Annotated in this window: 21 protein-coding genes and 1 pseudogene; 10 read left to right on the forward strand and 12 right to left on the reverse strand. The window is 63.6% G+C overall.

Annotated features, from left to right (window positions below):
- Nucleotide 1: 1 nt before the first annotated feature.
- The 5 genes and pseudogenes from FXB41_RS14005 to FXB41_RS14025 form a co-directional block, all read right to left on the reverse strand.
- Nucleotides 2-2,276: pseudogene (locus tag FXB41_RS14005) on the reverse strand (ComEC/Rec2 family competence protein).
- Nucleotides 2,277-2,371: 95 nt separating this feature from the next.
- Nucleotides 2,372-2,605: a DUF2171 domain-containing protein gene (locus FXB41_RS14010; RefSeq protein WP_007610829.1), complete on the reverse strand. Its 234-nt coding sequence runs from the start codon at nt 2,603-2,605 to the stop codon at nt 2,372-2,374.
- Nucleotides 2,606-2,690: 85 nt separating this feature from the next.
- Nucleotides 2,691-3,077, reverse strand: a complete 387-nt coding sequence (locus FXB41_RS14015; RefSeq protein ID WP_219682185.1) for a YybH family protein — start codon at nt 3,075-3,077, stop codon at nt 2,691-2,693.
- A gap of 19 nt (nt 3,078-3,096) precedes the next feature.
- Nucleotides 3,097-4,773 (reverse strand): glutamine--tRNA ligase/YqeY domain fusion protein, encoded by a 1,677-nt coding sequence (locus FXB41_RS14020; protein ID WP_219682186.1) that lies wholly within the window; start codon nt 4,771-4,773, stop codon nt 3,097-3,099.
- Between the two features lie 79 nt (nt 4,774-4,852).
- Nucleotides 4,853-5,440, reverse strand: a complete 588-nt coding sequence (locus FXB41_RS14025) for an NAD(P)H-dependent oxidoreductase (RefSeq protein WP_007603660.1) — start codon at nt 5,438-5,440, stop codon at nt 4,853-4,855.
- Nucleotides 5,441-5,507: 67 nt separating this feature from the next.
- Here FXB41_RS14025 and gltX point away from each other — a divergent pair, with 67 nt between their 5' ends.
- From gltX to FXB41_RS14070, 9 genes are all read left to right on the forward strand, one after another.
- Nucleotides 5,508-6,938, forward strand: coding sequence for a glutamate--tRNA ligase (gene gltX, locus FXB41_RS14030; protein ID WP_219682187.1), 1,431 nt, complete (start codon nt 5,508-5,510; stop codon nt 6,936-6,938).
- 182 nt (nt 6,939-7,120) lie between these two features.
- Nucleotides 7,121-8,425 carry a citrate synthase gene (gene gltA / locus FXB41_RS14035; RefSeq protein WP_007603656.1) on the forward strand — a complete coding sequence of 435 codons (1,305 nt, stop codon included), beginning with the start codon at nt 7,121-7,123 and terminating at the stop codon, nt 8,423-8,425.
- 177 nt (nt 8,426-8,602) lie between these two features.
- A complete protein-coding gene (locus FXB41_RS14040; RefSeq protein WP_219682255.1) occupies nt 8,603-9,781 on the forward strand; it encodes an ROK family transcriptional regulator in 1,179 nt (392 codons plus the stop codon).
- A 57-nt stretch (nt 9,782-9,838) separates the two neighbouring features.
- Nucleotides 9,839-11,125, forward strand: coding sequence for an ABC transporter substrate-binding protein (locus FXB41_RS14045; RefSeq protein WP_007603651.1), 1,287 nt, complete (start codon nt 9,839-9,841; stop codon nt 11,123-11,125).
- Nucleotides 11,122-12,045 carry a carbohydrate ABC transporter permease gene (locus FXB41_RS14050; RefSeq protein WP_007603650.1) on the forward strand — a complete coding sequence of 308 codons (924 nt, stop codon included), beginning with the start codon at nt 11,122-11,124 and terminating at the stop codon, nt 12,043-12,045. Before FXB41_RS14045 ends, FXB41_RS14050 begins: the two co-directional genes overlap by 4 nt.
- Nucleotides 12,038-12,895 (forward strand): carbohydrate ABC transporter permease, encoded by an 858-nt coding sequence (locus FXB41_RS14055; protein ID WP_219682188.1) that lies wholly within the window; start codon nt 12,038-12,040, stop codon nt 12,893-12,895. Before FXB41_RS14050 ends, FXB41_RS14055 begins: the two co-directional genes overlap by 8 nt.
- Before the next feature lie 10 nt (nt 12,896-12,905).
- Nucleotides 12,906-14,015: an ABC transporter ATP-binding protein gene (locus FXB41_RS14060; RefSeq protein ID WP_219682189.1), complete on the forward strand. Its 1,110-nt coding sequence runs from the start codon at nt 12,906-12,908 to the stop codon at nt 14,013-14,015.
- Nucleotides 14,012-14,779, forward strand: a complete 768-nt coding sequence (locus FXB41_RS14065; RefSeq protein ID WP_219682190.1) for an SDR family NAD(P)-dependent oxidoreductase — start codon at nt 14,012-14,014, stop codon at nt 14,777-14,779. The genes FXB41_RS14060 and FXB41_RS14065 overlap by 4 nt, the downstream gene beginning before the upstream one ends.
- A 240-nt stretch (nt 14,780-15,019) precedes the next feature.
- Nucleotides 15,020-17,149: a sensor histidine kinase gene (locus FXB41_RS14070; protein WP_219682191.1), complete on the forward strand. Its 2,130-nt coding sequence runs from the start codon at nt 15,020-15,022 to the stop codon at nt 17,147-17,149.
- Between the two features lie 218 nt (nt 17,150-17,367).
- Here the strand turns inward: FXB41_RS14070 and lpxB are convergent, their stop codons facing one another.
- Genes lpxB through lpxA form a run of 3 tightly spaced genes read right to left on the reverse strand, consistent with a single transcriptional unit; the run spans nt 17,368 to nt 20,217 of the window.
- Entirely contained in the window at nt 17,368-18,552 is a 1,185-nt protein-coding gene (lpxB, locus tag FXB41_RS14075) for a lipid-A-disaccharide synthase (protein ID WP_219682192.1), read from the reverse strand.
- Nucleotides 18,549-19,406 carry an LpxI family protein gene (locus tag FXB41_RS14080; protein ID WP_219682193.1) on the reverse strand — a complete coding sequence of 286 codons (858 nt, stop codon included), beginning with the start codon at nt 19,404-19,406 and terminating at the stop codon, nt 18,549-18,551. Before FXB41_RS14080 ends, lpxB begins: the two co-directional genes overlap by 4 nt.
- 19 nt (nt 19,407-19,425) lie before the next feature.
- A complete protein-coding gene (gene lpxA / locus FXB41_RS14085; RefSeq protein WP_219682194.1) occupies nt 19,426-20,217 on the reverse strand; it encodes an acyl-ACP--UDP-N-acetylglucosamine O-acyltransferase in 792 nt (263 codons plus the stop codon).
- A gap of 175 nt (nt 20,218-20,392) precedes the next feature.
- Between lpxA and FXB41_RS14090 the strand changes: the two genes are divergently transcribed.
- On the forward strand, nt 20,393-20,737 hold the full coding sequence (locus FXB41_RS14090; protein ID WP_007603639.1) for a KTSC domain-containing protein: 345 nt from the start codon (nt 20,393-20,395) through the stop codon (nt 20,735-20,737).
- Between the two features lie 6 nt (nt 20,738-20,743).
- On the opposite strand, the gene fabZ is transcribed toward FXB41_RS14090, so the two are convergent.
- The 4 genes from fabZ to rseP form a co-directional block, all read right to left on the reverse strand.
- Nucleotides 20,744-21,160, reverse strand: coding sequence for a 3-hydroxyacyl-ACP dehydratase FabZ (gene fabZ / locus FXB41_RS14095; protein WP_051058562.1), 417 nt, complete (start codon nt 21,158-21,160; stop codon nt 20,744-20,746).
- Between the two features lie 41 nt (nt 21,161-21,201).
- Entirely contained in the window at nt 21,202-22,269 is a 1,068-nt protein-coding gene (gene lpxD, locus FXB41_RS14100) for a UDP-3-O-(3-hydroxymyristoyl)glucosamine N-acyltransferase (protein ID WP_007603634.1), read from the reverse strand.
- Between the two features lie 125 nt (nt 22,270-22,394).
- Entirely contained in the window at nt 22,395-24,926 is a 2,532-nt protein-coding gene (gene bamA, locus FXB41_RS14105; RefSeq protein ID WP_007603633.1) for an outer membrane protein assembly factor BamA, read from the reverse strand.
- A gap of 180 nt (nt 24,927-25,106) precedes the next feature.
- Nucleotides 25,107-26,258 (reverse strand): RIP metalloprotease RseP, encoded by a 1,152-nt coding sequence (rseP, locus tag FXB41_RS14110; protein WP_106945001.1) that lies wholly within the window; start codon nt 26,256-26,258, stop codon nt 25,107-25,109.
- Nucleotides 26,259-26,286: the final 28 nt, after the last annotated feature.

The following is a 26,286-nucleotide window of genomic DNA, read 5'->3' on the forward strand; positions in this document are numbered from 1 at the left end:
ATCAATCGTCGGCCTGCAAGTCGGTCTCCGCCGGCGTTGCGTCCTTGATGCGGGGCGCGGTCGCCTTCGGCGCAAGGCTGCCGTCGAAATCACCCTCGCCGGCGCCGGCCGGCAACCAGGGGCGGCTCGTGCCTCTCGCCCTCACCGCCTGAACCACAAATCCGTCACTGCGTCAGCGCCAGTGCGCTCTGGCTGGCGAGCCGCTGCCGATCGACCACCATCGCCGCGCAATCGGGCGGCGCGGGACGCGTCGTCACCACCAGCGCGGCCCGACTGCAATCGTCGGCGAGAGCGTCGACCCGCAGTGCCAGCGCGACCAGCCTCCCGTCGATCAGTGGCGTCACGCAGCCGGATTCGTCACAGGACACGCCATCAGCCAGCGAGGCTCTGCCGGCATCGCGCGGATCGGCGTCGGCAGCGAGCCATTCCTTGAGCAGAAAGCTGTCCTTGCTGGTCCTGATCAGGTGCAGATATCCGTCCTTGCCCCGCACCGCGACGCTCGCGCCATCCCCGGCGATCAGGATGTCGGGCTGCCGCGCCGACAGTCCCCAGAGGATCGCTGCCAGCAGCACCAAGGCGCCGGACCAGCGCAGCGGCGTCCGCAACAAGCCCAGCACGATGATTCCCAGGCTCGCCGCGATCAGCGGCCCGATCCCGAACGCCGCGATGCGGCCGACGGCACCCGGCAATGCTGCGACCCAGCGCGAGACCGCGACCATCCAGTCGATGCCGATCCCCATCAGCCACCAGAACACGCTGTCCAGCCCGAACGGTGCAGCAAGCAGCCCCAACAGCCCCGCCGGCATCACCAGCGCCGAGACCACCGGCATCGCGCCGAGATTGGCGAGCACGCCGAACGGCGTGACACGGTGGAAGTGGAAAGCGGCGTAGGGTGTGGTCGCAAGTCCCGCAATCAGCGAAGCCATGAACAGCATCGCGATCTCGCGGCCGCCCCACATCGCAATGCGTGCAGTCGCCGAATGGTCCGGCGAGGCAAACAAATTCGGCATGCCGATCTGCACCAGCGCCACCAGCCCGAGCGTTGCTGCAAACGACATCTGGAAGCTCGGATGCACCAGCGCTTCCGGCGCGACCGCGAGCACGATCAGCGCGGCGACAGCAAGCGTGCGGAAGGTGATGGCGCGGCGATCGACCATCACCGCGATCAGCACTACCGCGGTCATGAAGAACGACCTTTGCGTCGCGACCTCCGCGCCTGACAGCAGCAGGTAGAACGCAGCGGCGACCAGCGCGGCGGCGGCCGACCATTTCTTGATGGCGAAGCCGGCCGCCAGTCTGGGGATCAGAGCGAGCAGCGCGCGCACCGCGAAGAACACGACACCGGCAACGACCGCCATGTGATAACCGGAGATCGAGAGCACGTGGCCGAGGCCGGAGATGAACATCGCGTCGTTGACGGGCGTGGTGATCGCATCGCGCCGCCCGGTGAGCAGCGCGGTCGCGATCGCCCGGTTGTCGCCGTCGAGCGTCGCCCGGATGCGGGCATCGATCGCATCGCGCAGGCCTTGCATGAAGGCCGCGTAACGCAGCCGCAAGCCGGCGGTCTCAGGCGGCGCCGCCACCGTGATTGCGCCCATCGCGAAGCCGGAGGCGCCGATGCCCTGGAAGAACATGTCACGCGAAAAGTCGTAGCTGCCGGGCCGCACCGGCGCGAGTGGCGGCATCAGCCGCGCCTTCAGCTGAACGAAGCTGCCGACCTCCGGCGCGGTGCCCTTGCGGACCGACAGGCGCACGCGCTCGAGCCTGACGTCGCTGCGTTGCGCCTCCATCGCCGTGACGCGCAGCACGAAACGATCGGTACGCTCGCGGATATCGCGGGCCTCGACGAAGCCCGACAACGACACTGAATAGAGCGCCTTGGCCAGCACCGGGTGGGCGATGCGCGCCGTCTTCCAGGTCGCCACGGCAAAACCGGCCGCGACCGCCGCGATCATGATGGCCGGGGCGAACAGCCGGCTCCGCCGCAACAGAGCCGCGCCAAGCAGGAGCGCGATGGCGGTCGTGGCGACGATCCACAGCACCGGCTCGTGATCGGCGGAAAAATAAAGCGCGATGCCGCAGCCAAACGCTACGGGCACCCACGGCAACAGCCGCCCGGCGCCAGCCTCGGCGCGTAGCCAGGCGCGGACGGTCTCGGCCAGCGATGTCCAGAGGTCGAGGCCTGCAGGCGCGAGGCCGCCAGCGGACGCGGCGCGGCCCGCGGGCCACGTCCCCGCGATCCCCTGCGACCGTACTGGCCGGCCCGGCTCCGCCATTCCCTGCACTCGGTGATACGCAACGAAGGCCGAAGCTACCGGAACGTGCAGGCGGGCGGATAGCGGTACGGATCAGGAACGAAAGGGCGCGCCCCCTACTTTTCCTCTTCCATCGTCACCGCGACATCCGCCTTGGCCGACAGCCGGACCTTGTTGCCCTCGATGTCCGCGACGAGGCCCTTGTCGATGAAGTGATGATGCCCCTTGTGGCTGCCCTCGCCGCTGTCCTTCTTGGTCAGCTTGATGCGATTGCCTTCGACCTTGTCAACGGTGCCGATATGGACGCCGTCGGCGCCGATGACTTCCATGTGTTCTGCGATGTTCTGCATGGTGGGTTCCTTGTTGGGCCCACCCCAACGCGCGAGGTGCACATTCGTTCTCTCACGAGAATGACGAAGCCGTGTGCCCCGCTGGTCAGATCAGCGGCGTCTGCGACGAAGCATGGTGATTGACGATCTTCCAGTCGCCGTCCTCGCGCATGATGACCCAGCTCATCTTGACCGAGAAATCGGGGCGTTCGCCGGCGAGATTGAACGAGATGGTTGCGGCCATATTGATGAGATCAGGAGCTGCCTGCGCCGCATACACCTCGGAGAAGACCGCGCTCGGCTTGCGCCAGCGCGGCAGGCCGTTGAAATAGTCTGCGACGCCATCCCTGCCCCGATAGAGCTTTGGGTTGGAGCCGAAGAAGAAGGCGTTCTTCGAATACAGAGACGAGAGTGCCGCGGCGTCGAGCGTTGCGAAGCCGGCGCGCCATTTGGCGATGATGGCGGAAACGATCGCGTCGGCTTCGTCGCTCATTGTGGTCTCGCAGCCCTTTTCAGCCCTTCGCGACTTCCTTCGCGAACGTGTCGCGCAGACCAATGGTCCTGGAAAATACCGGCTTGCCGGGTGTCGAGTCGTTGTCGCGCACGAAATAGCCCTGACGCTCGAACTGCATCGGCTCGGTCGAATTGCTCTCGGCGACCGATGCTTCGACGCGGGCATCAGCTAGAATTTCCAGCGACTGCGGATTGAGATCGGCGGCGAAGTTCGAGGCGTCCGGGCTCGGGTTGGCAAACAGCTGGTTGTAGATGCGGATTTCCGCGGGCACGGATGTCGCCGCCGACAGCCAGTGCATGGTGGCCTTGACCTTGCGGCCATCGGGCGCGTTACCGCCTTTGGTCGCGGGATCGTAGGTGCAGCGCAGCTCCACCACCTCGCCGGCATCGTTCTTGATCACGCCGGTGCATTTGACGAAATAGGCGTAGCGCAGCCGCACCTCGTTGCCTGGCGACAGACGGAAGAACTTCTTCGGCGGGTTCTCCATGAAGTCGTCCTGCTCGATGTAGAGCTCACGGCCGAACGTGACCTTCCGGGTGCCGGCAGAGGGATCGTCCGGATGGTTGATCGCCTCGAGCTCCTCGGTCTGCCCTTCCGGATAATTCTCGATCACGACTTTTAGCGGCTTCAGCACCGCCATCCGCCGCTGTGACGTCCGGTTCAGCTCCTCGCGAATGCAGAACTCGAGCATGCCGACGTCGACGACGCTGTTGGCTTTCGCCACGCCAATGCGCTTGACGAATTCGCGAAGGGCGGCCGGCGGCACGCCGCGGCGGCGCATGCCCGCCATCGTCGGCATGCGCGGATCGTCCCAGCCCGCGACATGGCCCTCGCGGACGAGCTGGGTCAGCACGCGCTTGGACAGCAGCGTGTAGGTCAGGTTCAGCCGCGCGAATTCGTACTGGTGCGGCTTCGATGGCACCGGCAGCTTCTCGATGAACCAGTCGTAGAGCGGCCGGTGGTCCTCGAATTCCAGGGTGCAGATCGAGTGCGTGATACCCTCGATCGCGTCCGACTGGCCGTGCGCATAGTCGTAGCTCGGATAGATGCTCCACTTGGTCCCGGTGCGCGGATGGTGCGCATGCAGGATGCGGTACAGCACGGGGTCGCGCAGATTGATGTTGCCCGCACCCATGTCGATCTTGGCCCGCAGCACGCGCGCCCCATTCGGGAATTCGCCCGCCTTCATGCGGCGGAACAGGTCGAGGTTTTCATCCACGGTGCGATCGCGAAAGGGCGAGTTCTTGCCGGGCTCGGTCAGCGTGCCGCGCGCAAGACGGATCTCCTCCTGGGTCTGGTCGTCGACATAGGCGAGCCCGTCTCGGATCAGCTGCTCCGCCCATTCATAGAGGCGGTCGAAATAGTCCGAGGCGAAGAACAGGTTCTTGCCCCAGTCGAAGCCGAGCCAGCGCACGTCTGCCTGGATGGAATCGATATATTCCTGCTCTTCCTTGACCGGGTTGGTGTCGTCGAAGCGCAGATGGCAGCGGCCCGGAAACTCCTGGGCGATGCCGAAATTGAGCGCGATCGACTTGGCGTGGCCGATATGGAGATAGCCGTTCGGCTCCGGCGGGAACCGGGTCACGATCTCCTTGTATTTGGCCTGATCGAGGTCGGCCTGGATGATGTCACGAATGAAATCGCGCCCAACCTCGTTCGCCACCGGTTCTGTCATTACGAAAATCCTGTAGGGAAATCAGCGGCCCTTCTGCCAAATTCGAGCCCCTAGGCCAAGCCCCATGCCCACCGTCCGGTCAAACTTCGGCGATTCTGGCACGCACGCGCTCGATGAAGGCAGCCCGGGATGCCAAGGTGGAGCGATCCATATCGTAGTGCGCCAAATAGAACGACCGAACGCCGGATCCACACATCGGTTTCAGTGCCCTAAGCAACACCTTGCGGCCGGGGTCTTGCATGACGATCCGGCTCAACCACCACGGTGAGCCGTAGCTCGTCACAACGCCGAACAGGCGGATGTTGGTCAGCAGCGGCTTGATGCGCCCACCCTTCAGATCGTGGGCGAACGCCGTACCCGGCGCCCAGACCCGGTCGAAATAGCCCTTGAGCATGGCAGGCATCGAAAACCACCAATGCGGAAAGCAGAAGATAATGCCGTCGACGCGCCGTACGTGCTCGATGAGGCTCGCCACCGCGTCCTCTGCATAGGGGCCGTGATAGTAGCTGCGCCGCTCCGCCTCGGTCATCTCCGGGGAAAACCCCTCGCGGTAAAGGTCAGTCGCGATCACTTCGTGTCGAGTTTTCAGCGTCTCGACGATGGTATGGAACAGTGCATGGTTGTAACTGTCCGCGAGCGGATGGCTATGAACGACCTGGATTAGCATTGGCACAATCTCCCGCGCCTATGATACACGGTCGCCAATCAGCCACCTCCCTTATCCCGCGCGGTCAATGAACACCTCTCCCGTCGTCACCCGCTTTGCTCCCTCGCCGACCGGCTTCCTCCATATCGGGGGCGCGCGCACGGCCCTGTTCAACTGGCTCTATGCGAAGAAGCACGGCGGCAAGATGCTGCTCCGGATCGAGGATACCGACCGGGAGCGCTCCACCGAGGCGGCGATCGGCGCCATCCTCGACGGCCTGAAATGGCTGGAGCTCGGCTGGGATGGCGATGTCATCTACCAGTTCAGCCGCGCCGCCCGCCACCGCGAAGTCGCCGAGCAGCTGCTCGCCGAGGGCAAGGCCTATCGCTGCTACGCCACCGCCGAGGAGCTCACCGCGATGCGCGAGAAGGCGCGCGCAGAGGGGCGCACCCGCCTCTATGACGGCCTGTGGCGCGACCGCGATCCGGCGACGGCCCCAACCGACGTGAAGCCCACCATCCGGCTCCGCGCGCCCCAGACCGGCGAAACCGTGATCGAAGACCAGGTCCAGGGTCGCGTGGTCTGGCAGAACGAAAACCTCGACGATCTCGTCCTGCTGCGCGGCGATGGCAACCCGACCTACATGCTCGCAGTGGTGGTCGACGACCACGATATGGGCGTCACCCATGTCATCCGCGGCGACGACCATTTGATCAACGCGGCCCGCCAAAAGCAGATCTACGACGCGATGGGCTGGACGCTGCCGAGCATGTCTCACATCCCTCTGATCCATGGCCCGGACGGTTCGAAGCTCTCCAAGAGGCACGGCGCGCTCGGCGTCGATGCCTACCGCGCCATGGGATACCTCCCGGCCGCGCTCCGCAACTATCTCGTCCGGCTCGGCTGGAGCCATGGCGACCAGGAAATCTTCTCGACGGAGGAGATGATCGCAGCCTTCGACCTCACCAGCGTCGGCCGCGCAGCAGCGCGCTTCGATTTCGCCAAGCTGGAAAACCTCAACGGCCACTACATCCGCAATGCCGACGATCAATCACTCGTGAAGATGTTCGAGGACGTGCTCGACCACGTCGTGCCGAGCCGCGACGAGATTAAGGCCAAGTTAAACGACGCCACGCGCGCGCAGCTCCTGAAGGCCATGCCGGCCCTGAAGGAGCGCGCCAAGACGCTGATCGAGCTGATCGACAGCGCCTATTTCATCTTCGCCGACCGGCCGCTGGAGCTTGATCCAAAGGCGGCAGCGCTGCTGACCCCTGAGAACCGCAAGCTGATCGGCCAGCTTCATTCCGCGCTGGAGAAAGTCGAGACGTGGAGCGCGGCCAATGCGGAAGCCGCCCTGCGCGCCTATGCCGAGGAAAATAGTCTCAAGCTCGGCGCGGTCGCCCAGCCGCTGCGGGCGGCGCTGACCGGACGGACGACGTCGCCCGGCATATTCGAGGTCTTGGACGTCCTGGGACGCCAGGAAAGCCTGGGCCGGCTTAAAGATCAGGCCAGGGACTAGGCCAAGGACCGGCCCAAGGACTAGGCTACGACGTAAGTCGACCATGCGTGGCGCCATCTTGCAGCGCACACAGCAATAATATACCCATCTCAGCCGTACCTTCTGGAACATCCGGCCTGCCCCGCGATATCTCGTCGGGGCCTCCGGGTCCGGCCCGTTTCACCATACATCGGGGACCTCTGATGGACGCAAAACCAAGCAATAAGACCGCCACACTGACGGTCGGAAACAAGAATTTCGATCTTCCGATCCACAGCGGCAGCGTCGGGCCCGACGTCATCGATATCGGCAAGCTCTACGGCCAGTCCGGCCTGTTCACCTACGATCCCGGCTTCACCTCGACAGCGAGCTGCCAGTCCAAGATCACCTATATCGACGGTGACGCGGGCGTGCTGGAATACCGCGGCTATCCGATCGAGCAGCTCGCCGAGAACGGCGACTTCCTCGAGACCTGCTATCTGCTGCTGTTCGGGGAGCTTCCCACCGCCGCGCAGAAGAAGGATTTCGACGATCGCGTGATCCATCACACGATGGTGCACGAGCAGATGGCCCGCTTCTTCCAAGGCTTCCGCCGCGACGCCCATCCGATGGCGATCATGGTGGCGGCTGTCGGCGCGCTCGCCGCGTTCTATCACGACTCAACCGACATCAACGATCCGAAGCAACGCATGATCGCCTCCATGCGCATGATCGCCAAGATCCCGACGCTGGCTGCGATGGCCTACAAGTACACAGTCGGCCAGCCCTTCGTGTATCCGAAAAACTCGCTGAAGTTCGCCGAGAACTTCCTGCACATGTGCTTCGCCGTGCCGTGCGAGGAGTACAAGATCAACCCGGTGCTGGCTGACGCGCTGGACAAAATCTTCATCCTGCACGCCGACCACGAGCAGAACGCCTCGACCTCGACGGTGCGTATCGCCGGCTCCTCCGGCGCCAACCCGTTCGCCTGCATCGCAGCCGGCATCGCCTGCCTGTGGGGCCCGGCGCATGGCGGCGCCAACGAAGCAGCGCTGGCAATGCTCGCCGAGATCGGCTCGGTCGACAAGATCCCCGAATTCATCGCCAAGGTGAAGGACAAGAACTCTGAAGTCCGCCTGATGGGCTTCGGTCACCGCGTCTACAAGAACTACGATCCGCGCGCCAAGATCATGCAGAAGATGTGTCACGCCGTGCTCAAGGAGACCGGCCATGGCGACGATCCGATGCTGAAGGTGGCGCTCGAGCTCGAGAAGATCGCGCTCAGCGACCAGTACTTCATCGACCGCAAGCTCTACCCGAACGTCGACTTCTATTCGGGCATCACGCTGAAGGCGATGGGCTTCCCGGTCTCGATGTTCACCGTGCTGTTCGCGGTCGCCCGCACCGTCGGCTGGATCAGCCAGTGGAGCGAGATGATCGAGGATCCGCAGCAGAAGATCGGCCGTCCGCGCCAGCTCTACACCGGTGTCACCAAGCGCGACTACGTCGCGATCAACAACCGCAAGTAAGGTCGAGCCCATCACGGCTTTCGAAGCGGCGCCATCTCCGGATGGCGCCGTTTTTGTTTTGCGCCGACACAATCTTGCTGCCGCGCACAACAACAAGTCGGCGCAATGCGTCGGCGACCGCTTGACAGCCGAAATGCTCCGCGCGCATTCTTACACTAAGTAAGAATGACGACAGGGATGGAAATGCCGGAGCAGCCGAGAAGTCGGCGGCAGACGCGTGCTGCCATTTTGACTCATCTGCTTCAGTCAGGCGGGTCGTTTCGCCCGCCGCTGGCCAAGGCCGTGCGCCTGTCGGAAGCGAGCCTGTCGCGCATCCTGTTCGACCTGAAGGCCGAAGGCCTGATCGAAGAAGTCCGGCGCCCTGCCCCTTATGTCGGTGGCCCGACCGGCCTCGTGTCGCTCGATGGGGCGGTGACGCTCGCGGCTTTCGAGCTGACCACCCAGCGGCTCAGCGTCGGCATCGGGGGCCTGTCGGGCGAACTGCACGACATCGGGCATGTGCCGCTGCTGAAGACGCCGACCGCAGCGACGGTCGGCTGGGCGTTTCGCGAGGCCATGACATTGCTGCGCGACTGGACGCAGCGCCGGCGCATCTCCCTCGCGCAGATCGGCGTCTCCATTCCGGGCCTCGGCCGCTCGGGCACATCAAGCAATCCGATCATTCCCTGCGACATCGGGCGTATCAGCGAGATGTTCGGCGGGACGTTTGCCGGCGCGCCGGTCGAGTTCACCAATTCGGTGGTCGCGCACGCCATCTTTCACCGCTGCCGCACGGAGAATTATCCCTTCAGCGGCGCACATCTCTTCGTCTTCGTCGGCCAGGGCGTTGCGGGCACCTGGATGGATGATCCGGTCGAGGACGATGCCCTCCAGCCGGTCGAGCTCGGCCACATGGTGTTCGAAGCCGACGGACCAATTTGCCGCTGTGGTCATCATGGCTGCGTCGAGGCCTATACGTCGCTTCCGGCCCTGGCCGAGCTTCTGGGCGTCGCGGAAGCCGAGTTGCTTCAACTCGGTAGCGAATGGGTGACTGAGATACCGCTCTCGTCGCGCGTGCGGCAGGAATTGCGCCAGCGGCTGTTCCGGCTTGGACTTGCGATCGGCAACACGCTGAACGTGAAGCCATGCAAGGGCGTCGCGATCAGCGGCTGGCCGTCGCTTCTCGCCGACGACGATCGCAACGCGCTCGTCGCAGGAATCGACGCCTGCCTGTTGGGCGGCCGCAAGCACGCGCAAGTGTCGCTCGCTTTCGTACCGCCGTCGAATGGCAACGATCCGCGAGCGGCGCTGGCATTCGCGGCTTTCTGTCTCGCTTGCCGCGGCGGCATGCCGGCCGCATCGATCGAGGCCGCCTGAGATATCTGATGCCGCGCGGCTCTCGCGCGAAAGAGTTCACACCGGGAGGAACTTGCCATGCCGATCACGACAACAAGGCGCCAACTGCTCGCCGGATCTGCCGCCGCGCTCGCGCTGCCGGCCTTTGCCCGCGCGCAAGGCGCGATCAAGCCGCGTCTGACTGCGATCTCGCAATGGTCCGCAGGCAGCGATGGGGCCGCCATCACGGCGCTCGGCAAGAAGTTCGAAGAGAAAGGCGGGGTTTGGCAGCACTCGCCCGTCCCCGGCTTCACCACCGAGATGATGAACAAGCTGCGTGCCCAGATCATGGCCGGCGACCCACCGGCCTGCTCGCAGCTCAAGGGCCCCGAGATCGCGGCCTGGTCGAAGATTGCCCCAACCGTCGATCTCGATGCCGTCGTCGCTGCCGCCGGCTACGAAAAGGTTGTCGCGCCTGACCTTGCAAAATTGCACAAACCGGGAGGCAAGTGGATTGCACTGCCGTTGCAGATCTACAGCACCAACATGCTGTTTCTTTCCAAACGCGCGATGGACAAGGCCAAGGCTGACAAGGTCCCCGTCACATGGGCTGAGTTCAACGACCTCGCTGAGAAGATGAAAGCAGGCGGAGTCCCCTATCCCATCGCCAACGGTGGCACCCGCCCGGACGACGGCCAGAAATTCGAGGCCGCTTTGGCAGGCATCAGTCCCGCCGCATACCGCGCAGCCATCATGAATCTCGACAAGAAGGCCCTGGAGGGCCCCGAGATAAAGGATGCCTTCGTACAGGTGCGCAAGATTGCCGACTGGATGGACCCCAACGTCGGCGCCCAGCACTTTTCGACCAACCTGAAGCGCTTTGTCGAGGGCGACATGGGCATGATGATCATGGGCGGGTGGGCGCAGGGCGTCTTGCGCAACGCCGGCTTCAAGTTCGAGGACTTCATGATCGCTCCGGGCCCGAGCGACAACAGCAAGCCGGTCTTCCTGTTGAATGCCGACGCCTTCATATTCTGGCAGCGCAAGGAGGCCGATCTGCAGGCCGGCCAGACGCTGATGGCCCAGCTCGTGATGGACCCAGCGATCCAGACCATGTATTCGCAGATCACGGGATCGATCCCCGTGCGCACCGATGTCGATCTGTCGGGCGAAGGCTGGTCGGACGGTCAACGGCGGACCGCGGCAGCCCTGAAAGACGCGATCGCCAGCAATCAGGCCGTCCTCAGTCTTGCGCACAACATGGCGCAGGAAAACGGGATGACCGCAGCGATGATCGACGTGATCACGGAGTACGTGAAGAACAAGACGATCAAGCCTGAGCAAGCGGCCATACGCCTCGCCGAGGCCGTCGAGAGCTCACGTTGACGATCGCCGTCTCGACAACACCGGGCCGGCCGGCGGCCTCTGACTGGGTACGCCGGCTGCCCGAATATTTGACGATCTGGGTGCCGCTGCTGATGTCCGCCGCGCACCTCATTGCGTTTACGCTGTGGACGATCTGGATATCGTTCACACCGTCCACTCTGGTCCCGGTCTCGGGCTGGGTCGGTTTGCGCAACTATTCTGCGGTTGCAGCATCGCGGAACTGGCAGATTGCCTTGGACAATCTGCTGCTGTTTGGCAGCGCCTTCGTGTTGCTGAGCCTGGCGTCCGGCCTCATCCTTGCGATCCTGCTCGACCAGCGTATTCGCGGCGAGAACCTGCTGCGGTCGATCTTCCTCTATCCTCTGGCGGTGTCATTCGTGGTCACCGGCACGGTCTGGAGTTGGTTGCTCAATCCCGGCCTCGGGATCCAGAAGCTGGTTCGCGACCTAGGCTGGATCTCGTTCCGGTTCGACTGGCTGATCGACCGCGACATGGCCATCTGGACCATTGTCATCGCCGCGATCTGGCAATCTTCCGGTTTTGCCATGGCGCTGTTCCTGGCCGGCCTCCGCTCCGTCGACGCCGACCTGATCAAGGCCGCGCAAATCGACGGCGCCGGACCGATCCGAATGTACCGGCGCGTCATCCTGCCGACCCTTTGGCCGATCACCATCACCGTCATCGTCATCCAGCTGCAGTTCGCGATTTCGACCTTCGACCTCGTCCGCGCACTCACCAACGGCGGTCCCGGGATCGCCACCCAGCTGCCGGCCCTCGTCGTCTACGACCTCATGTTCCAGCGCAGCCTGCTCGGACGGGGAGCGGCGGCGGCAGTGCTCATGTTGCTCATTCTTCTTGCGGTCTTGCTGCCCTATGCAGCGTGGCGTTACGTCCAGCGGCGGCGGGCGATCCATGCGTGAGCGAACCTTCGCGCCAGGCCGGATCCTGATCTATCTCGTCGTCTCGCTGGTCGCTGCGGCGTGGCTCGCGCCATTGGCCGTCGTCGTGCTGAACTCGCTCCGTAGCAACGAGGAGATCGCGCAGGCCTCGATGATCGGCTGGCCGAAACAATGGGCATGGAGCAATTACGCCACCGCCTGGAGCGGTTTCTGCGTCGCCGAGACCTGCGCCGGCATCCGGCCGTACATGCTGAACTCCGCGCTGGTCACGATTCCCGCGACGATTTTCTCGACCCTGCTCGGTGCTGTCGCCGGTTACGCCATTTCGCTCTGGCGCTTTCGCGGCGATAGCTGGATCTACGGCATCGTGACTCTCGGCCTCTTCCTTCCCCAGCAGATGCGCCTGCTTCCCTGGACCATCGTGTTGCGCGATACGGGCCTGATGAACACACTCACGGGCCTGGTCGTGATCCACACGATCCAGGGACTCTCCTTTACCGTCTTGTTCTGCCGAAACTACTACACTGCGATCCCGCCGGATTTGATAAGAGCTGCGCGCATCGATGGCGCAGGGTTCTTTCGTATTTTCTGGCGCATCATCCTGCCGCTCTCGCCGCCTATTCTGGTCGTCACCGTGATCTGGCAGTTCACGCATATCTGGAACGAGTTTCTCTACGGCGTGACATTCACGACCGGTCAGCAGCAGCCGGTCACCGCCGCGCTGATCGCGCTATCCGCCGCGGTCGCCGACATTCCGCAGCATGGCGTGCAAAGCGCGGCGGTGATGATCGCCGCCCTGCCGACCCTGCTGATCTATCTGATCGGCGGCAAGTATTTCGTGCGCGGCCTCACCGCCGGCGCCGTGAAATGATCGGATCGTCATGGCAGCCCTAAGCATTCGCGCCCTGTCCAAGCGTTACGCCAATCTGGAGGTGCTGAAGGGCATCGATCTCGACATCGAGAGCGGTGAATTCACCGTGCTCGTCGGCCCATCCGGCTGCGGCAAGTCTACGCTGCTCAACATCATCGCCGGGCTCGACCTCCCGAGCTCAGGCACCGTGGAAATCGGCGGACGTGTCGTCAACGACATTCCGCCGAAGGACCGCGACATCGCCATGGTGTTCCAGTCCTACGCGCTCTATCCGTCGATGACGGTGCGCCAGAACATCACCTTCGGCATGGAATGCCGCCACGTAGCGAAGGCGGAGCAGGAAAAGGCGCTGGCGAATGTGGCAAGGCTGCTCCAGATCGAGCCGCTACTCGGCCGCAAGCCGTCGCAGCTCTCCGGCGGCCAGCGCCAGCGTGTGGCGATGGGCCGGGCGCTGGTGCGCGATCCCCTGCTCTTCCTGTTCGACGAGCCGCTCTCCAACCTCGACGCCAAGCTGCGTGTCGAGATGCGAATGGAAATCAAGCGTCTGCACCAGCGCATCGGCGCCACCATCGTCTATGTCACCCACGACCAGATCGAGGCGATGACGATGGCGACGCGCATCGCCGTGATGCATCGAGGCGTGGTGCAGCAGTTTGCCGATCCGGACACCGTGTATCGCTATCCCGCCAATCTGTTCGTGGCCCGTTTCATGGGTTCGCCGCCGATGAACACGATGCCGGCACGGCTGGAGGCTGACGCCAGCGGGCCGGTGGTCGTGATCGGCGCGGGACGGCCGGACGAGGTCCGCCTCCGCCTTGGCCAATATGATGCGGCGGCCCCCTTTGTCGGCCGAGACGTGGTGGTCGGGATCAGGCCGGAATGCATCGCCGAGGGCAGCCGCGTATTTTCCGCCGATCCGCCCGTCGTCGTCAACGCGCCGGTGGAGATGGTCGAGCCGACGGGAGCCGAAACGATCGTGCTGCTGCGGCTTGGCGGCGAGCCTGCGCTGGCGCGCATCACGCCGGATATCCGCCCCACACCGGGCGCCGCCGCCCCGTTCGCGCTCGACACCCGCCGCATCTGCCTGTTCGACCCCGAGACGGAGCGACTGATCGCATGACAAGAACGAGCTATGCCGGTCTTAGGGATCGCGTGGTGTTGATCACCGGTGGCGCCAGCGGCATCGGTGCCGCCTTCGTGCGGTCGTTCGCGGCGCAAGGGGCTCGTGTCGCGTTCCTGGATCTCGATGAGGCAGCCGGCCGGGCGCTGGTCGCGGATGTAAAGGCCGCGGCTGGGACCGCGCCCTTGTTCGTGCCGTGCGATCTGCTCGACATCGACGCCTTGCGCGACGCTATGGCGCAGGTTCAGGGATCGCTTGGCGATGCCGCGGTTCTCGTCAACAACGCCGCTAACGATCAACGCCAGGTACTGGCCGAGGTAACCTCGGCCGAGTTCGACTGGATGATCGGCGTCAACCTCAAGCACGTCTTCTTTGCAGCGCAAGCGGTGGTGCCGCAGATGCAGGCGCGCGGCGGCGGTTCGATCATCAACATGTCGTCGATTGCCTGGATGCGCGGCGCGCCGGGGCTGCCGGTCTACGCCGCGGCGAAGGCCGCGATTGTCGGCTTCACCAACTCCCTGGCCCGGTCGCTCGGGCCCGACCGCATCCGCGTTAATGCGATAGCGCCGGGGATGGTGATCACGGAGCGTCAGCGCCGGCTGTGGTACCCGGACGACCAGGCGATCGCCGAGCTGCGCACGCGTCAGGCCATTCCCGACGCGGTGACGCCTGAGGACATCGCCAACATGGCGCTGTTCCTCGCCTCCGACGACAGCCAGCGCATCACGCGCCAATGTTTTCAGGTCGACGCTGGTCTCGGCTAGAGCGTGTACTGACACACCCGAGCTCCCTCATAGAGGTCCGCTCCGTATCCGATAGCAGTCGGGTTGGCGTATCTCACCTTGGGTCCGAGTTGGGCCACAGGAAGACTAATGCAAGACAACATGATGGCTTGAGCGGAAATCTGGCCTATACTCGCTAGAGCCGCCGAGTTGGCGACGTCGCGGCGGCCCCGGAAGGCTTTGCGCGTCAGGGATATGGGCCCAGACGAGTGGTGGAAGGCATTGGGGATTACCGCAAAACAGATGGTGGCTCGCCGCCCGCTCGCAAGCGGCGCAGACGTTCTTTTGACATTCGCAGTGGCACTCGCCTATTTTCTCACCGCGCGGCTGAGCCTTGCATTGCTGGACCCGGCCGATGGTGTTGCCCTATTCTGGCCAGCGGGGGGGGTGGCTTCGGGGATTTTGATCGCGCTTGGTCCTGCGGCACAGCTGCCTGTCGTGCTCGGAGTGGTCGCTGCAACGATTGCGGCTAACCTGCTAGGCGATCGCAACATCTGGAGTTCGTTGTTCTTTGCTGTCACGAACTCCGGTGAAGTCGTCATCATCGCGGGCCTGATCCACCGCTTTTGTGGATCTCCATTCGAGTTGAATGAACTGCGCAGCGTACTTGCGCTATTTGCCGCGACCGGTATTGCAGCGAGCCTTTCCGGCCTTGGTGGTACGGCAGTATTTGCGCTGTTTCACGGGTCGGCTGCGTCCCCGGCGGTGATCTGGCTTCACTGGGTTTCATCTGCCGCAACAGGGACGATTGCGGTGACGCCGCTCGCAATTGGCCTGGCGTCGCTAGCGCGCGCTCCCCCGCCGCGGGGGGAAGTTGCGGAGGGCGTTCTTGCGCTCGGCGTGGTGTCTCTCATATGCGCGCTGCTGGCTTTCTTGCGCAATGAGCCCTGGACTGCGGTGCTGGCGGTCAGCGCACTTTGTCCACTTCTGCTCTGGATCGCGGCTCGCCTTCGTTCAGCGTTCACGGCGATTGCCACGTTCTTATGCTCGACTACGGTCGTCTGGACGACAATCTTCACCATCGGCATTTTCGGGGACGCACGTCTGTCGATCGAAGATCGTGTGCTGACTGCTCAAGCTACCATTCTGGCGATCACATTAGGTGCTCTTGTTCTTGCTGCCCTGTTTAGCGAGCGGAGGCTTCACCATCACGCCATTCTGGAAAGGGAGTCCCGATTGCAGGGCGCTTTAGAAGCGGCAGAATTAGCCGATCGCGCCAAATCGAGCTTTCTTGCTGCGGCAAGCCATGACATGCGCCAGCCATTGCAGACCCTGAAGCTTCTGCAGGCAGCGCTTGAATCGCTCCATTCAAGCGGTGAAGCGCACGATCTTGTCGCTGACATTCGGAAATCGCTGGATACCATGACCAGCATCCTCTCCAGCCTGCTCGATGTGAACAAGCTGGAATCCGGAAAACTGCGTCCATCCGTGAGTGAGTTTTCTCTAGTTGAAATTTTCGAGCCGCTCGCTAGAGACTTCGCCGCGTCTGTGCAGGAAAGAGGACTCCGACTGCGCGTTGCACGTTCCGGGCTCATCGTCCGCAGCGACAGCCGAATGCTTGCGGAGATGATCCGCAACCTCTTATCAAATGCAGTCCGATACACTGACCGGGGACAAATTTTGCTTGGATGCCGACGAGTCGGTGACAAGGTTCGCATCGAAGTGTGGGACAGCGGAATCGGTATCACCGAAGATCAACTTCCGCACATATTCGATGAGTACTACCAGGGGACTGATGGCGCGGAACGGGGCGGATTTGGGCTGGGCCTCGCGATCGTAAGGCGGCTTGGAGAAATGCTGGATCACAAGGTCGAGGTGCGTTCTATCGCAGGGAGGGGCACACGGTTTTTCATCGAGGTTCCGCGCGCTCGATCCGGCGCCAATGCGCCAGAAGCGGCGTCGCTGGTGCCCCCTTGCAGTGGTGCCTTCCTGGGCAGCGTTCTCGCGATAGAGGACGAGGCGTCCCTGCGATCGGCGCTGCAGAGATCGTTGAAGGCAAGAGGGATTGACGCCACCGTTATCGCAACGGCGAGCGAAGCCTTGACCCTGATCAAAGAGCAGGGTCTGCGCCCGGATGTACTGCTGTGTGACTACAACCTTCGTGGCTCATCGGATGGCATCGAGACCATTAAGAGCCTGCGTGTCGCCCTTGGCTTGAACCTACCGGCCGTCGTGATGACGGGCGACATCAGGTCGCAAACGATGAAATTGATCTCCGCGCAAGGTCTCACTGTCCTGATCAAGCCCTTCTCGGCCGACGAACTGCTGGACGCTCTGAGAGGCCAGGAGAAGCTATTAACCACTGCGAGGACATCATCCCATTCAGTTGCTGGGCTACCGCAGCGCCATTGATATTAAGAATTTGGATATCCGCGATGTCCGTTCAGGGGCACGAGTCCTCGACCGGCTGCGCGAGGCAGGTCAGCCCTGGCGCCACAAGGAGACACCGACCTCACTTCTAATGTGGCTTCAAGCTCGGATTAACGCCTCTTTGCCAAATCGGATAGCGAGGGTTTGAATGCTGGAATGGCTGGATCCAAGCGGACTAGGGCCGCTTGTGAGTACACGTCCTAGCTAGCCCGCCTGCCCTTTCGCATCGTCGCCAGCACGATGTCGGCGGCGAGCACGCTCGGCGATTTGTTGCCGGTCGACATGATCGGATCGAGCTGGGCGAACGCTTCCACCTGCTGCCGGCGCAGTGGTGAATCGGTCAGAAGCTCCGAGAGCGCGGGCGCCAGCTTCTCCGGCGTGCAGTCTTCCTGCAGGAACTCCGGGATGACATCCTTGCCGATCACGAGATTGGCGAGGATCACCGAAGAGACGCGGATCGCGCGGCGCAGGATGAAGGCTTCGATCGCGCCGACGCGATAGGCCGTCACCATCGGGATGCCCGATAGCGCGAGCTCCAGCGTCACCGTGCCGGATTTTGCCAATGCCGCGCGCGCGATGCGGAAGGCGGCGCGCTTCTCGTTCTCGCCGACCACGATTTGAGGCTGGACCGGCCAGTTCGCGATGCCTTCGCGAATGGTGGCTTCGAGATGCGGCATGGTCGGCAGCATCAGTTCGAACGGGCGGCCGTCCGTCCGCAATCGGCCGAGCGTCGCGCCGAACACGTCGAGATGGTGCCTGATCTCGCTGCGGCGGCTGCCGGGCAATACCAGCAACACCGGCGGCTCGCCGTCGCGGCGCGCCTGCTCCTCCGCGTTCGGCCGCAGCGAGGGCAATTGCTCGATCAGGGGATGGCCGACATAGCTGCATGGCGGACCGCCGAGCTTGCGATATTCCTCCGGCTCGAACGGCAACAGGCCGAGCACATGGTCGACATAGCCGAGCATGGTCCGCGCCCGCCCCGGCCGCCAGGCCCAGAGCTGCGGCGAGACGTAGTCGACGATCGGGATCGCCGGATTGCGCGCCCGCACGCGGCGGGCGACACGGTGGGTGAAGTCGGGGCTGTCGATGATGACGACCGCGTCCGGCGCGGCTTCGGTCACGGCCTCCGCGGTCTCGCGGATCAGTCGCAGGATCTTCGGCAGTTGCTGCACGACCGCGGCGAAGCCCACGATCGAGAGCTGCTCGATCGGAAACAGCGTCTCCAGCCCCTGGCGCGCCATGGTGTGGCCGCCGACGCCTACGAACTGCACGCCGTCGCCGAGGCGCTGGCGCAGCACCTTCATCAAGGCGCTGCCGAGCCGGTCGCCGGATTCCTCCGTGGCGATCAGGAATATCTTGCGCTTGGGATCGCGGCCTTGCATCACGCCGGCAGGCCGATGACGAAGAGATATTTGGCGTCGGCGAGCGCGATCATTGCCTGCGGCTCGGCGGCGATGGTGTTGCCCGCGACGACGGCAATGCCTGCGAGCCCTGCGGCGGCGACACCCTCGAGAGTGCGCGGGCCGATCGTCGGCAGGTCGAAGCGCAGATCCTGCCCGCTCTTTGGGACCTTCACCAGCACGCCCCGCCCGGTGGCGGCGCGGATGCGGCCCTCTTCGCGCAGCCGTGCCACCCGCGCGAGCAGCGCATCGGTGCCCTCGATGTCCTCGACCGCCACCACATGGCCGTCGATCACGACCGCAGCCTGGCCGATGTCGAACGGACCGAGCGCGGTCAGCACCGCGCGTCCGCGCTCGATGTCGGTCTTGCCGGTGTCGCTCGGCCAGGCGCGGCTGATGCAGCCCTCCGGCATCAAGAGGTCGGGCGCGACATCCTTGATGCCGACCATGCGAAAGCCGCCCTGTTCGAGAATACGCCCGACGCCGGACAACAAATGATCGTCGCCGCCGCGGAAAGCGCGGATGACATTGCCGAGCAGCCGGAGCGTCGTGAAGTCGACCCGGACCTCCGAGAGCGAAGGCCGTACCAGCGTGCCTATGAAGATCAGGTCGCGGCAGCCCTCCTCGCGAAACAGCCGCATGGCGCGGCCGAGCTGGCCGACCGAGATCCAGCGATGACGGAATTTCTCCACCCGTGCCGGGTCACAGGCGCCCCGAAGGGGAAACAACACCGGCGTGATGCCGCGGGCGGCGAGCGATTCGGCAACCGCGAACGGCATCGCGCCGCCGCCAGCGACCACGCCGACCGGCGATGAAATCTCCGAAGCCGCCGATGTCATGCCCGGGGCCATCCCATCATCACTTCGCGATGGGGGGAAGACAGAGCGGGCGCTTGCCCTTGCCGATGAAGTCGAGGATTTCACCGATGGCCGGATCTTCACCGGCGAGCGGCCGCGCCGCCTCCAGGCGTTCGGCAAAGGTAGCGGGGCCATGGAAGAGCTTCTGATAGAACGCGCGCACGGTCGCAAGCCGCTGCTTGGTGAACTTGCGCCGCTTCATGCCGATCAGGTTGAGGCTCTCAAGCACCGCATATTGGCCGTTGACCAGCCCGTACGGGATGACGTCGTCGCGCACGCCGCAGACACCGCCAACCATCACATAGGGGCCGATGCGGGTGAACTGATGCACTGCGGACAGGCCGCCGATATAGACGGAGTCACCGATCTCGCAATGGCCGCCGAGCGTCGCCGAGGTTGCGAAGATCACGTTGTTGCCGACCATGCAGTCATGCCCGACATGACTGTTGTTCATGAAATAGCCGTCGTTGCCGACGCGCGTCAGGCCACCGCCCTTGATGGTGCCGACATTCATGGTCGCGCCTTCGCGGATGGTGCAGCCCGAGCCGATCTCAAGCTTCGTGGGCTCGCCCTTGTAGCTGAGATCCTGGGGCGCGCCGCCCAGCACCGCGAACGGCGAGATCACGCAGCCATCTCCGATCGAGGTGTGGCCGATGACGGTGACCTGTCCGATCAGCTTGCAGTTACTGCCGATCACGACATGCGCACCGATGATGCAATAGGGTCCGATCTCGGTGCCCTCGCCGATCACGGCGCCGTCCGCGATCCGTGCGGTGGGATCAATCTTACTCATCAAGCAATCTGACTCATCAAGAAGGTCTGATTAGGTGTTGAAGTCGCTCGGTTTTCCGCTGGTTAGCGCGACTATGCCCGATCTGTCCAGTGACGTATGATCTCTCCCTGTTTCAAGTGCCGGATGAGGCAGCCTTCCCGGTTCGTCAACAAGTTCACGCGGAGCTTCAGGTATCGTGGTCAGGGCCCTGGCACTTCTATTCGCACAGCTCGCGGCCGCGCCGATCGTATCCGAGACGATCGAGACCGCCGAACACCGCCTCGTCGATCTCAAGACATACGAATGCCGCGACATTACCCGCAGCACAGTGCTTCAGCGGGTCTGTTACGACCGTGCGCAGCAGGCCCTCATCGTGGCTGTGGATGGCGTTTATGACGGCTATTGCGGCGTGCCGGTCGACACGGTCGAGCGCCTGCTGGGCGCACCGTCCATGGGAAAGTTCTTCAACCAGAACATCAAGCGCGAGGTCAGCGGCGGCCGGTACGCTTGTCCTGCACGCGAGCGTATCCAGAGAAGTTGATCCCGCTCAGTCGGTCAGCATGGCGCCGACGTCGGCCTCCGCAACCACCTGGCCATTGACCTTGGCGTCGCCGTGAAACCACCACATGGCTTTGCGGCGGCCGATCGAGCGCATGTGATATTCGATGGTATCGCCGGGCAGCACCGGCTTGCGGAACTTGCACTTGTCGATGGTCAGGAAATAGACCGCGCGCGGCTTGTCGGTGCCCTCGACCGATTTGATGCCGATCACACCGGCAGTCTGCGCCATCGCTTCGATCATCATGACGCCGGGGTAGACCGGGCGATCGGGAAAATGGCCCTGGAACGGCGGTTCGTTGAAGGTGACGTTCTTGATGCCGATGCCGCTGTAATCGGTGCGGATGTTGATCACGCGATCGATCAGCAGCATCGGAAAACGGTGCGGGAGCGTTTGCAGGATCATGTTGATGTCCACAAGCTCGAACCTGACCGGTGCTTCGTCCGTCACTCCCGTTCCTCCTGCTTCGGATCGGCCTTGCTGTCGCGCGCCAGGCGCTCGACCGCCAAAATTTCCTTGAACCACTGCCGGGTCGGCTTGGCAAAAAACCCGCCCCAGCGTCCGTTGGGAGGAACGTCGTCCTTGACGCCGCTCATGGCAGTGACCTGAGCTCCATCCCCGATCTTGACGTGATTGTTGATGCCCACCTTCGCTCCCAGCGCCACGTTGTCGCCGAGGGTGAGGCTGCCGGCAAGGCCGATCTGGGCTGCCAGCAGGCAGTGCCGGCCAATGGTCACATTGTGGCCGATCTGGACCTGATTGTCGATTTTGGTCCCCTCGCCGATCACGGTGTCGCGCAAGGACCCGCGATCAATGGTGGTGCCGGCGCCGACCTCCACGTTGTTCTGAATCAGCACGCGGCCGGTCTGGGGCACTTTCAGGTGGCCCTCGGGGCCGAAGAAGATGAAGCCGTAGCCGTCCTGGCCGATGGAGCAGCCGGGATGGATCAGCACATCGTTGCCGATCAGCGCGCACTGGATGGCGGTGCGTGCGCCGACATTGCAGTCCCGGCCGATCTTGACGCCCGGGCCGATCACGGCCCCCACACCGATCACCGTGCCACTGCCGATCTCCACGTCAGGACCGATCACGGCCAGGGGATCGACGATCACGCCGTCCTCAAGCCTGGCGGTGGGGTCGATGATGGCCGACGTCGCGATGCCGTCGTTGCCGGTCCAGGATTGCGGCCGGAGCGCGTCGCCGTGCCACTCCCGCGCGATCCTGACGAAGGCGCGGAACGGCTGTGGCGCCCGCAGCACGGCGACGTGCGCGGGCACCCGGGCCTCGAAGCGTGGGCTCACCAGGCAAGCACCGGCCTTGGTCGCCTTGAGCTCATCGGCATATTTGAGATTGTCGAAGAACGTCAGGTGCATCGGGCCGGCTTCGTCGAGCGAAGCAAGACCCCTGATGATTTGGCCGCCCCTGGCGGGATCGACCAGCTCCGCCTTGGTCAGCGTGGCTATGTCGGCCAGCGCTGAGGCGGGCGGCTGTGTGAAGAAGGTCGGCTGCGCCATTCCACCCCGTCGCGGTCCGGCTTCGGCATGAAGCGGCCAAGCCGCATCATGCCTCATCTCCTGGATTGGCACGATCCCTTTCGGAAACGGGATCCCGTGGTCCGGATCGTGCCGTGCTGTTCGAATTAGAAAGAGGTGCCGCCGCCGAACCGGAACTCCTGCGTACGGTCGTACTTGCCCTTGGTCAGCGGCACGGCGTAGTCGAAGCGCAGCGGACCGAACGGCGAGGCCCAGATCAAGCCGACGCCGACCGACGACCGGACCGCATTGCCGTTGTCATACACCAGGCCGGTGCAGGTTCCAGCCGAAGCTGGATTGACGGTCGACGGCGTGCAGCTCGAGTTCTTGGTCGTGGTCATTTCGTTGGTCACCGACCATGTCGTCGGGCCCTGATAGTCGAACAGTCCACCGGCGTCGGCGTAGACGGCGCCCTTCAGACCCACTTCCTTGGGCAGGAACCAGAACGGCATCTGCAATTCGAGCGAAGCACCCCAATATTTGGTGCCGCCAAGCGCGTCCTGCGTACCGAAGGGGTTCAAATCGCGCGGTCCGATGCCGTTCGGGGCAAAGCCGCGGACGAGGTTCGGGCCCATCTGGAAGTGATCGAGCATGCGCAGATCGCTGCCCATCTTGTTCAGCATGCCGCCCTGGATGCGAGCGAGGCCGACGATATCGGACACCAGCGGAGTGTAGTACTTCGCGTCCACCACAGTCTTCAGGTAGGAGACGTCGCCGCCGACACCGGCGAAGTCCTGCCGGAAATCGACCAGCAGACCGTCGGTGGGGTTCTTGTTATTGTCGAGCGTGTTGTAGGACAGCGAATAGCCGAGCGCCGAGGTCAGGGTCTTGCCGTTGGCAAGTTCCTTGCGCACCGGCAGCGAGGCTTCACCGTCGCTGTAGCAGCCGAGGCCGTTGGTGGAGCTCAGGTCGATGCCATTTGCATTGGCGAAGGCCGGGCTCGGATTGAAAGCCGCCGAACCCACATTGTTGTTACAGTTCGCCAGGTAGGACGGCAGCGTGATTTCCTGCCGGTAGATCGAGTAGCGCACCTGCAGCGACAGATCTTCACGCAGCGAGAATCCGAGCCGCGGCGAGAAGCCGAGCGTCTTGGTGCCGTAGGAGATGTAGCTGTTGGACTTCTGCTCACGCTGATAGAGGTCGAGACCCAGCGCGACCCGGTAATCGAGCAAATAGGGTTCGACGAACGACAGCGAGTAGCCGCGGGCATACTGGCCGTAGGTCACCGCCGCCTTGGCGAACAGGCCGCGGCCGAGCAAATTGCGTTCGGACACCGAGACTTCGGCCAGCGCGCCGTCGGTGGTGGAGTAACCACCCGAGACCGAGAAATCGCCGGTCGATTTCTCTTCCATGTCCACGAGCAGGATCACGCGGTCGCTCGACGAGCCGGGCTCCGTCGTGATCTTCACGCTCTTGAAATAGTCGAGGTTCTTCAAGCGGCGCTCGGCACGGTCGACCAGCGCGCGGTTGTAGGCATCACCCTCGGAGACGTCGAACTCGCGACGAATCACGTAGTCGCGCGTGCGGGTGTTGCCGCGCAAGTTGATGCGCTCGATATAGGTGCGCGGGCCCTCGTCGATGTTGAACACGACCGACACGGTGTGCGCCTCGAAGTTGCGGTCGCCGCCGGGACGGACCACGGCGAACGCATAACCGCGCCGCGAGGCTTCGATCTGCATCTCCTCGACCGATTTCTCGACCGATTCGACGTTGTAGAGGGAGCCGACATTGACGCGCGAATAGTTGCGCATCGAGGTGGGATCGAAGTTCGGAATGCTGGAGCGGAAGTCGATCGAGCCGACCCGGTATTGGGAGCCTTCCTCGATCTTGAAGGTAACGTTGAAGCCCTTCTTCTCCGGATCGTATTCGGTGAGCGCGGCCACGACCTGGACGTCGGCGAAACCGTTCTTGAGATAGAAGCGGCGGATCAGGTCGCGGTCGGCCTCGACGCGATCGGGATCGTAGATGTCGCTGCTGGCGAGGAAGCTCAGCAGGTTCGATTCGTGCGTCTTGATGACGTCGCGCAGGCGGTACGACGAGTACGCGTTGTTGCCGACGAACTCGATCGACTTGACGCCGGTCTTGGCGCCCTCCTCGACCGTGAAGACGAGATCGACGCGGTTGTTCGGCTGCTCGATGACTTCAGGCGTGACGCGGACGTCGTAGCGGCCGGAACGGCGATAGATTTCGGCGATTCGCAGCGTGTCGGACTGCACCATGGCGCGGGAGAAGGTGCCGCGCGCCTTGGACTGGACTTCACCAGTGAGCTGCTCGTCCTTGATCTTCTTGTTGCCCTCGAAGGCAATGCGGCCGATCACCGGGTTTTCCACCACGGAGACGACGATCTGGCCACCGGCACCGCGGTTGATCCTGACGTCCTGGAACAGGCCGGTCTCGATCAACGCCTTGAGGCCGTCGTCGATAGCGCCTTGATCGAGGCGACCGCCGGGACCCGGCTTGAAATAGGAGCGGATCGTCTCCACCTCGACCCTGCGATTTCCTTCAACGGAAATCGACTGCACGGTCTGAGCAAGCGCAGACGAAGACACAAAGGCAGCCCCAACCGGGGCAAGCACCGGCGCGCCGAACATGATCAGGGTTGCGAGCAAGCCCCCCCGGAGTCGCAGTCCAAACTTCATTGCGCAACGCGCCCTTATCATTCCGTACCAGACCCAACCCCGGTCTGGAGATTCCCCAAGTTCAAGCCGCTTGTAGACAATTTCACCGACGCCGCAAACGGTCGAGCGCGCCGTAATTTCATTTTCATTCCAAGACGTTGCCCAAGAGCAACGCCCGACAACGCCACAAAAAAGCCCCTATCAGGATGAGGCCATCCGGAGGATGTCGTTATAGGTCGCAAACACCATCAACATCAGCACCAAGCCGAGCCCGATTCGGAACCCCATCTCCTGAGTCCGCTCGGACAGGGGCCGACCACGGGCGACCTCCGCCGCATAGAACATAAGGTGACCGCCATCGAGCAGCGGGATCGGGAACAGATTCAACAGACCGATCGACACCGACAGCACCGCGCAGAGGTTGATCACGAACTGGAACCCGGCGCTGGCCGCCTGCCCCGACATCTTGGCAATGCCGAGCACGCCGCTGACCTCGTTCGGATTGCCGTTCCCCACGAACAACGAGCCCAGGAACTTGAAGGTGCTGGTGATGATGAACCAGACCTGTTCAACCCCGATCTTGAGCGCTTCGCCGACGCCGACCGGCGAAGTCGAGACCTCTCCGGCCTGAGACTTGTGCTCGATGCCGAGCACGCCGAGACGGTGGCTGTTGCCGAAGGGATCCTTGCGCTCGAGCAGCGCCGGCGTCGCGGTCAGCGACACGATGGTGCCGTCCCTCTTGACCTGGAAGGCAAGCGGCGAACCGGCATTCATCGCAACCATGCGCTGCATATCGGCAAAGCTTTCGATCGGCTTGCCATCGATCTGGACGACGACGTCGCCGATCTTGAAGCCGGCTGCCGCCGCAGCACCGTCGGCGACGACACCGTCGACGCGCGCGATCGTGCTCGGCTTGCCGTAATACAGCGCCATGCCGGCGAAGATCAGCGCGCCCAGGATGAAATTGGCGATCGGTCCGGCGGCAACGATGGCGGCGCGCGGGCCGACCTTCTTATGATGGAAGCTGCCGGCGCGCTCCTCGGCCGTCATGGCCGCAAGCTTCTCGGACGACGGCGTCGAAGCCTCGCTCTCGTCGCCGAAGAACTTGACGTAGCCGCCGAGCGGGATCGCCGAGATCTTCCACCGGGTGCCATGACGGTCGTTGAAGCCGACCAGCTCAGGTCCGAAACCGAGCGAAAAAGTTAACACGCGAACGCCTGCCCAGCGCGCGACCAGGAAATGGCCGAGCTCATGGAAGAACACGACGATAGTCAGGACGAACAGGAAGGGAACCGCGTAGCCGAGGAGCCCATGGCTCAACGTATTGAAACTATGGACGAAAAAGTCAATCATCGAATTCCCTCATCCAGCGCCGCAAGGC

This window comes from Bradyrhizobium canariense, assembly GCF_019402665.1.
Classification (GTDB): Bacteria; Pseudomonadota; Alphaproteobacteria; order Rhizobiales; family Xanthobacteraceae; genus Bradyrhizobium; species Bradyrhizobium canariense.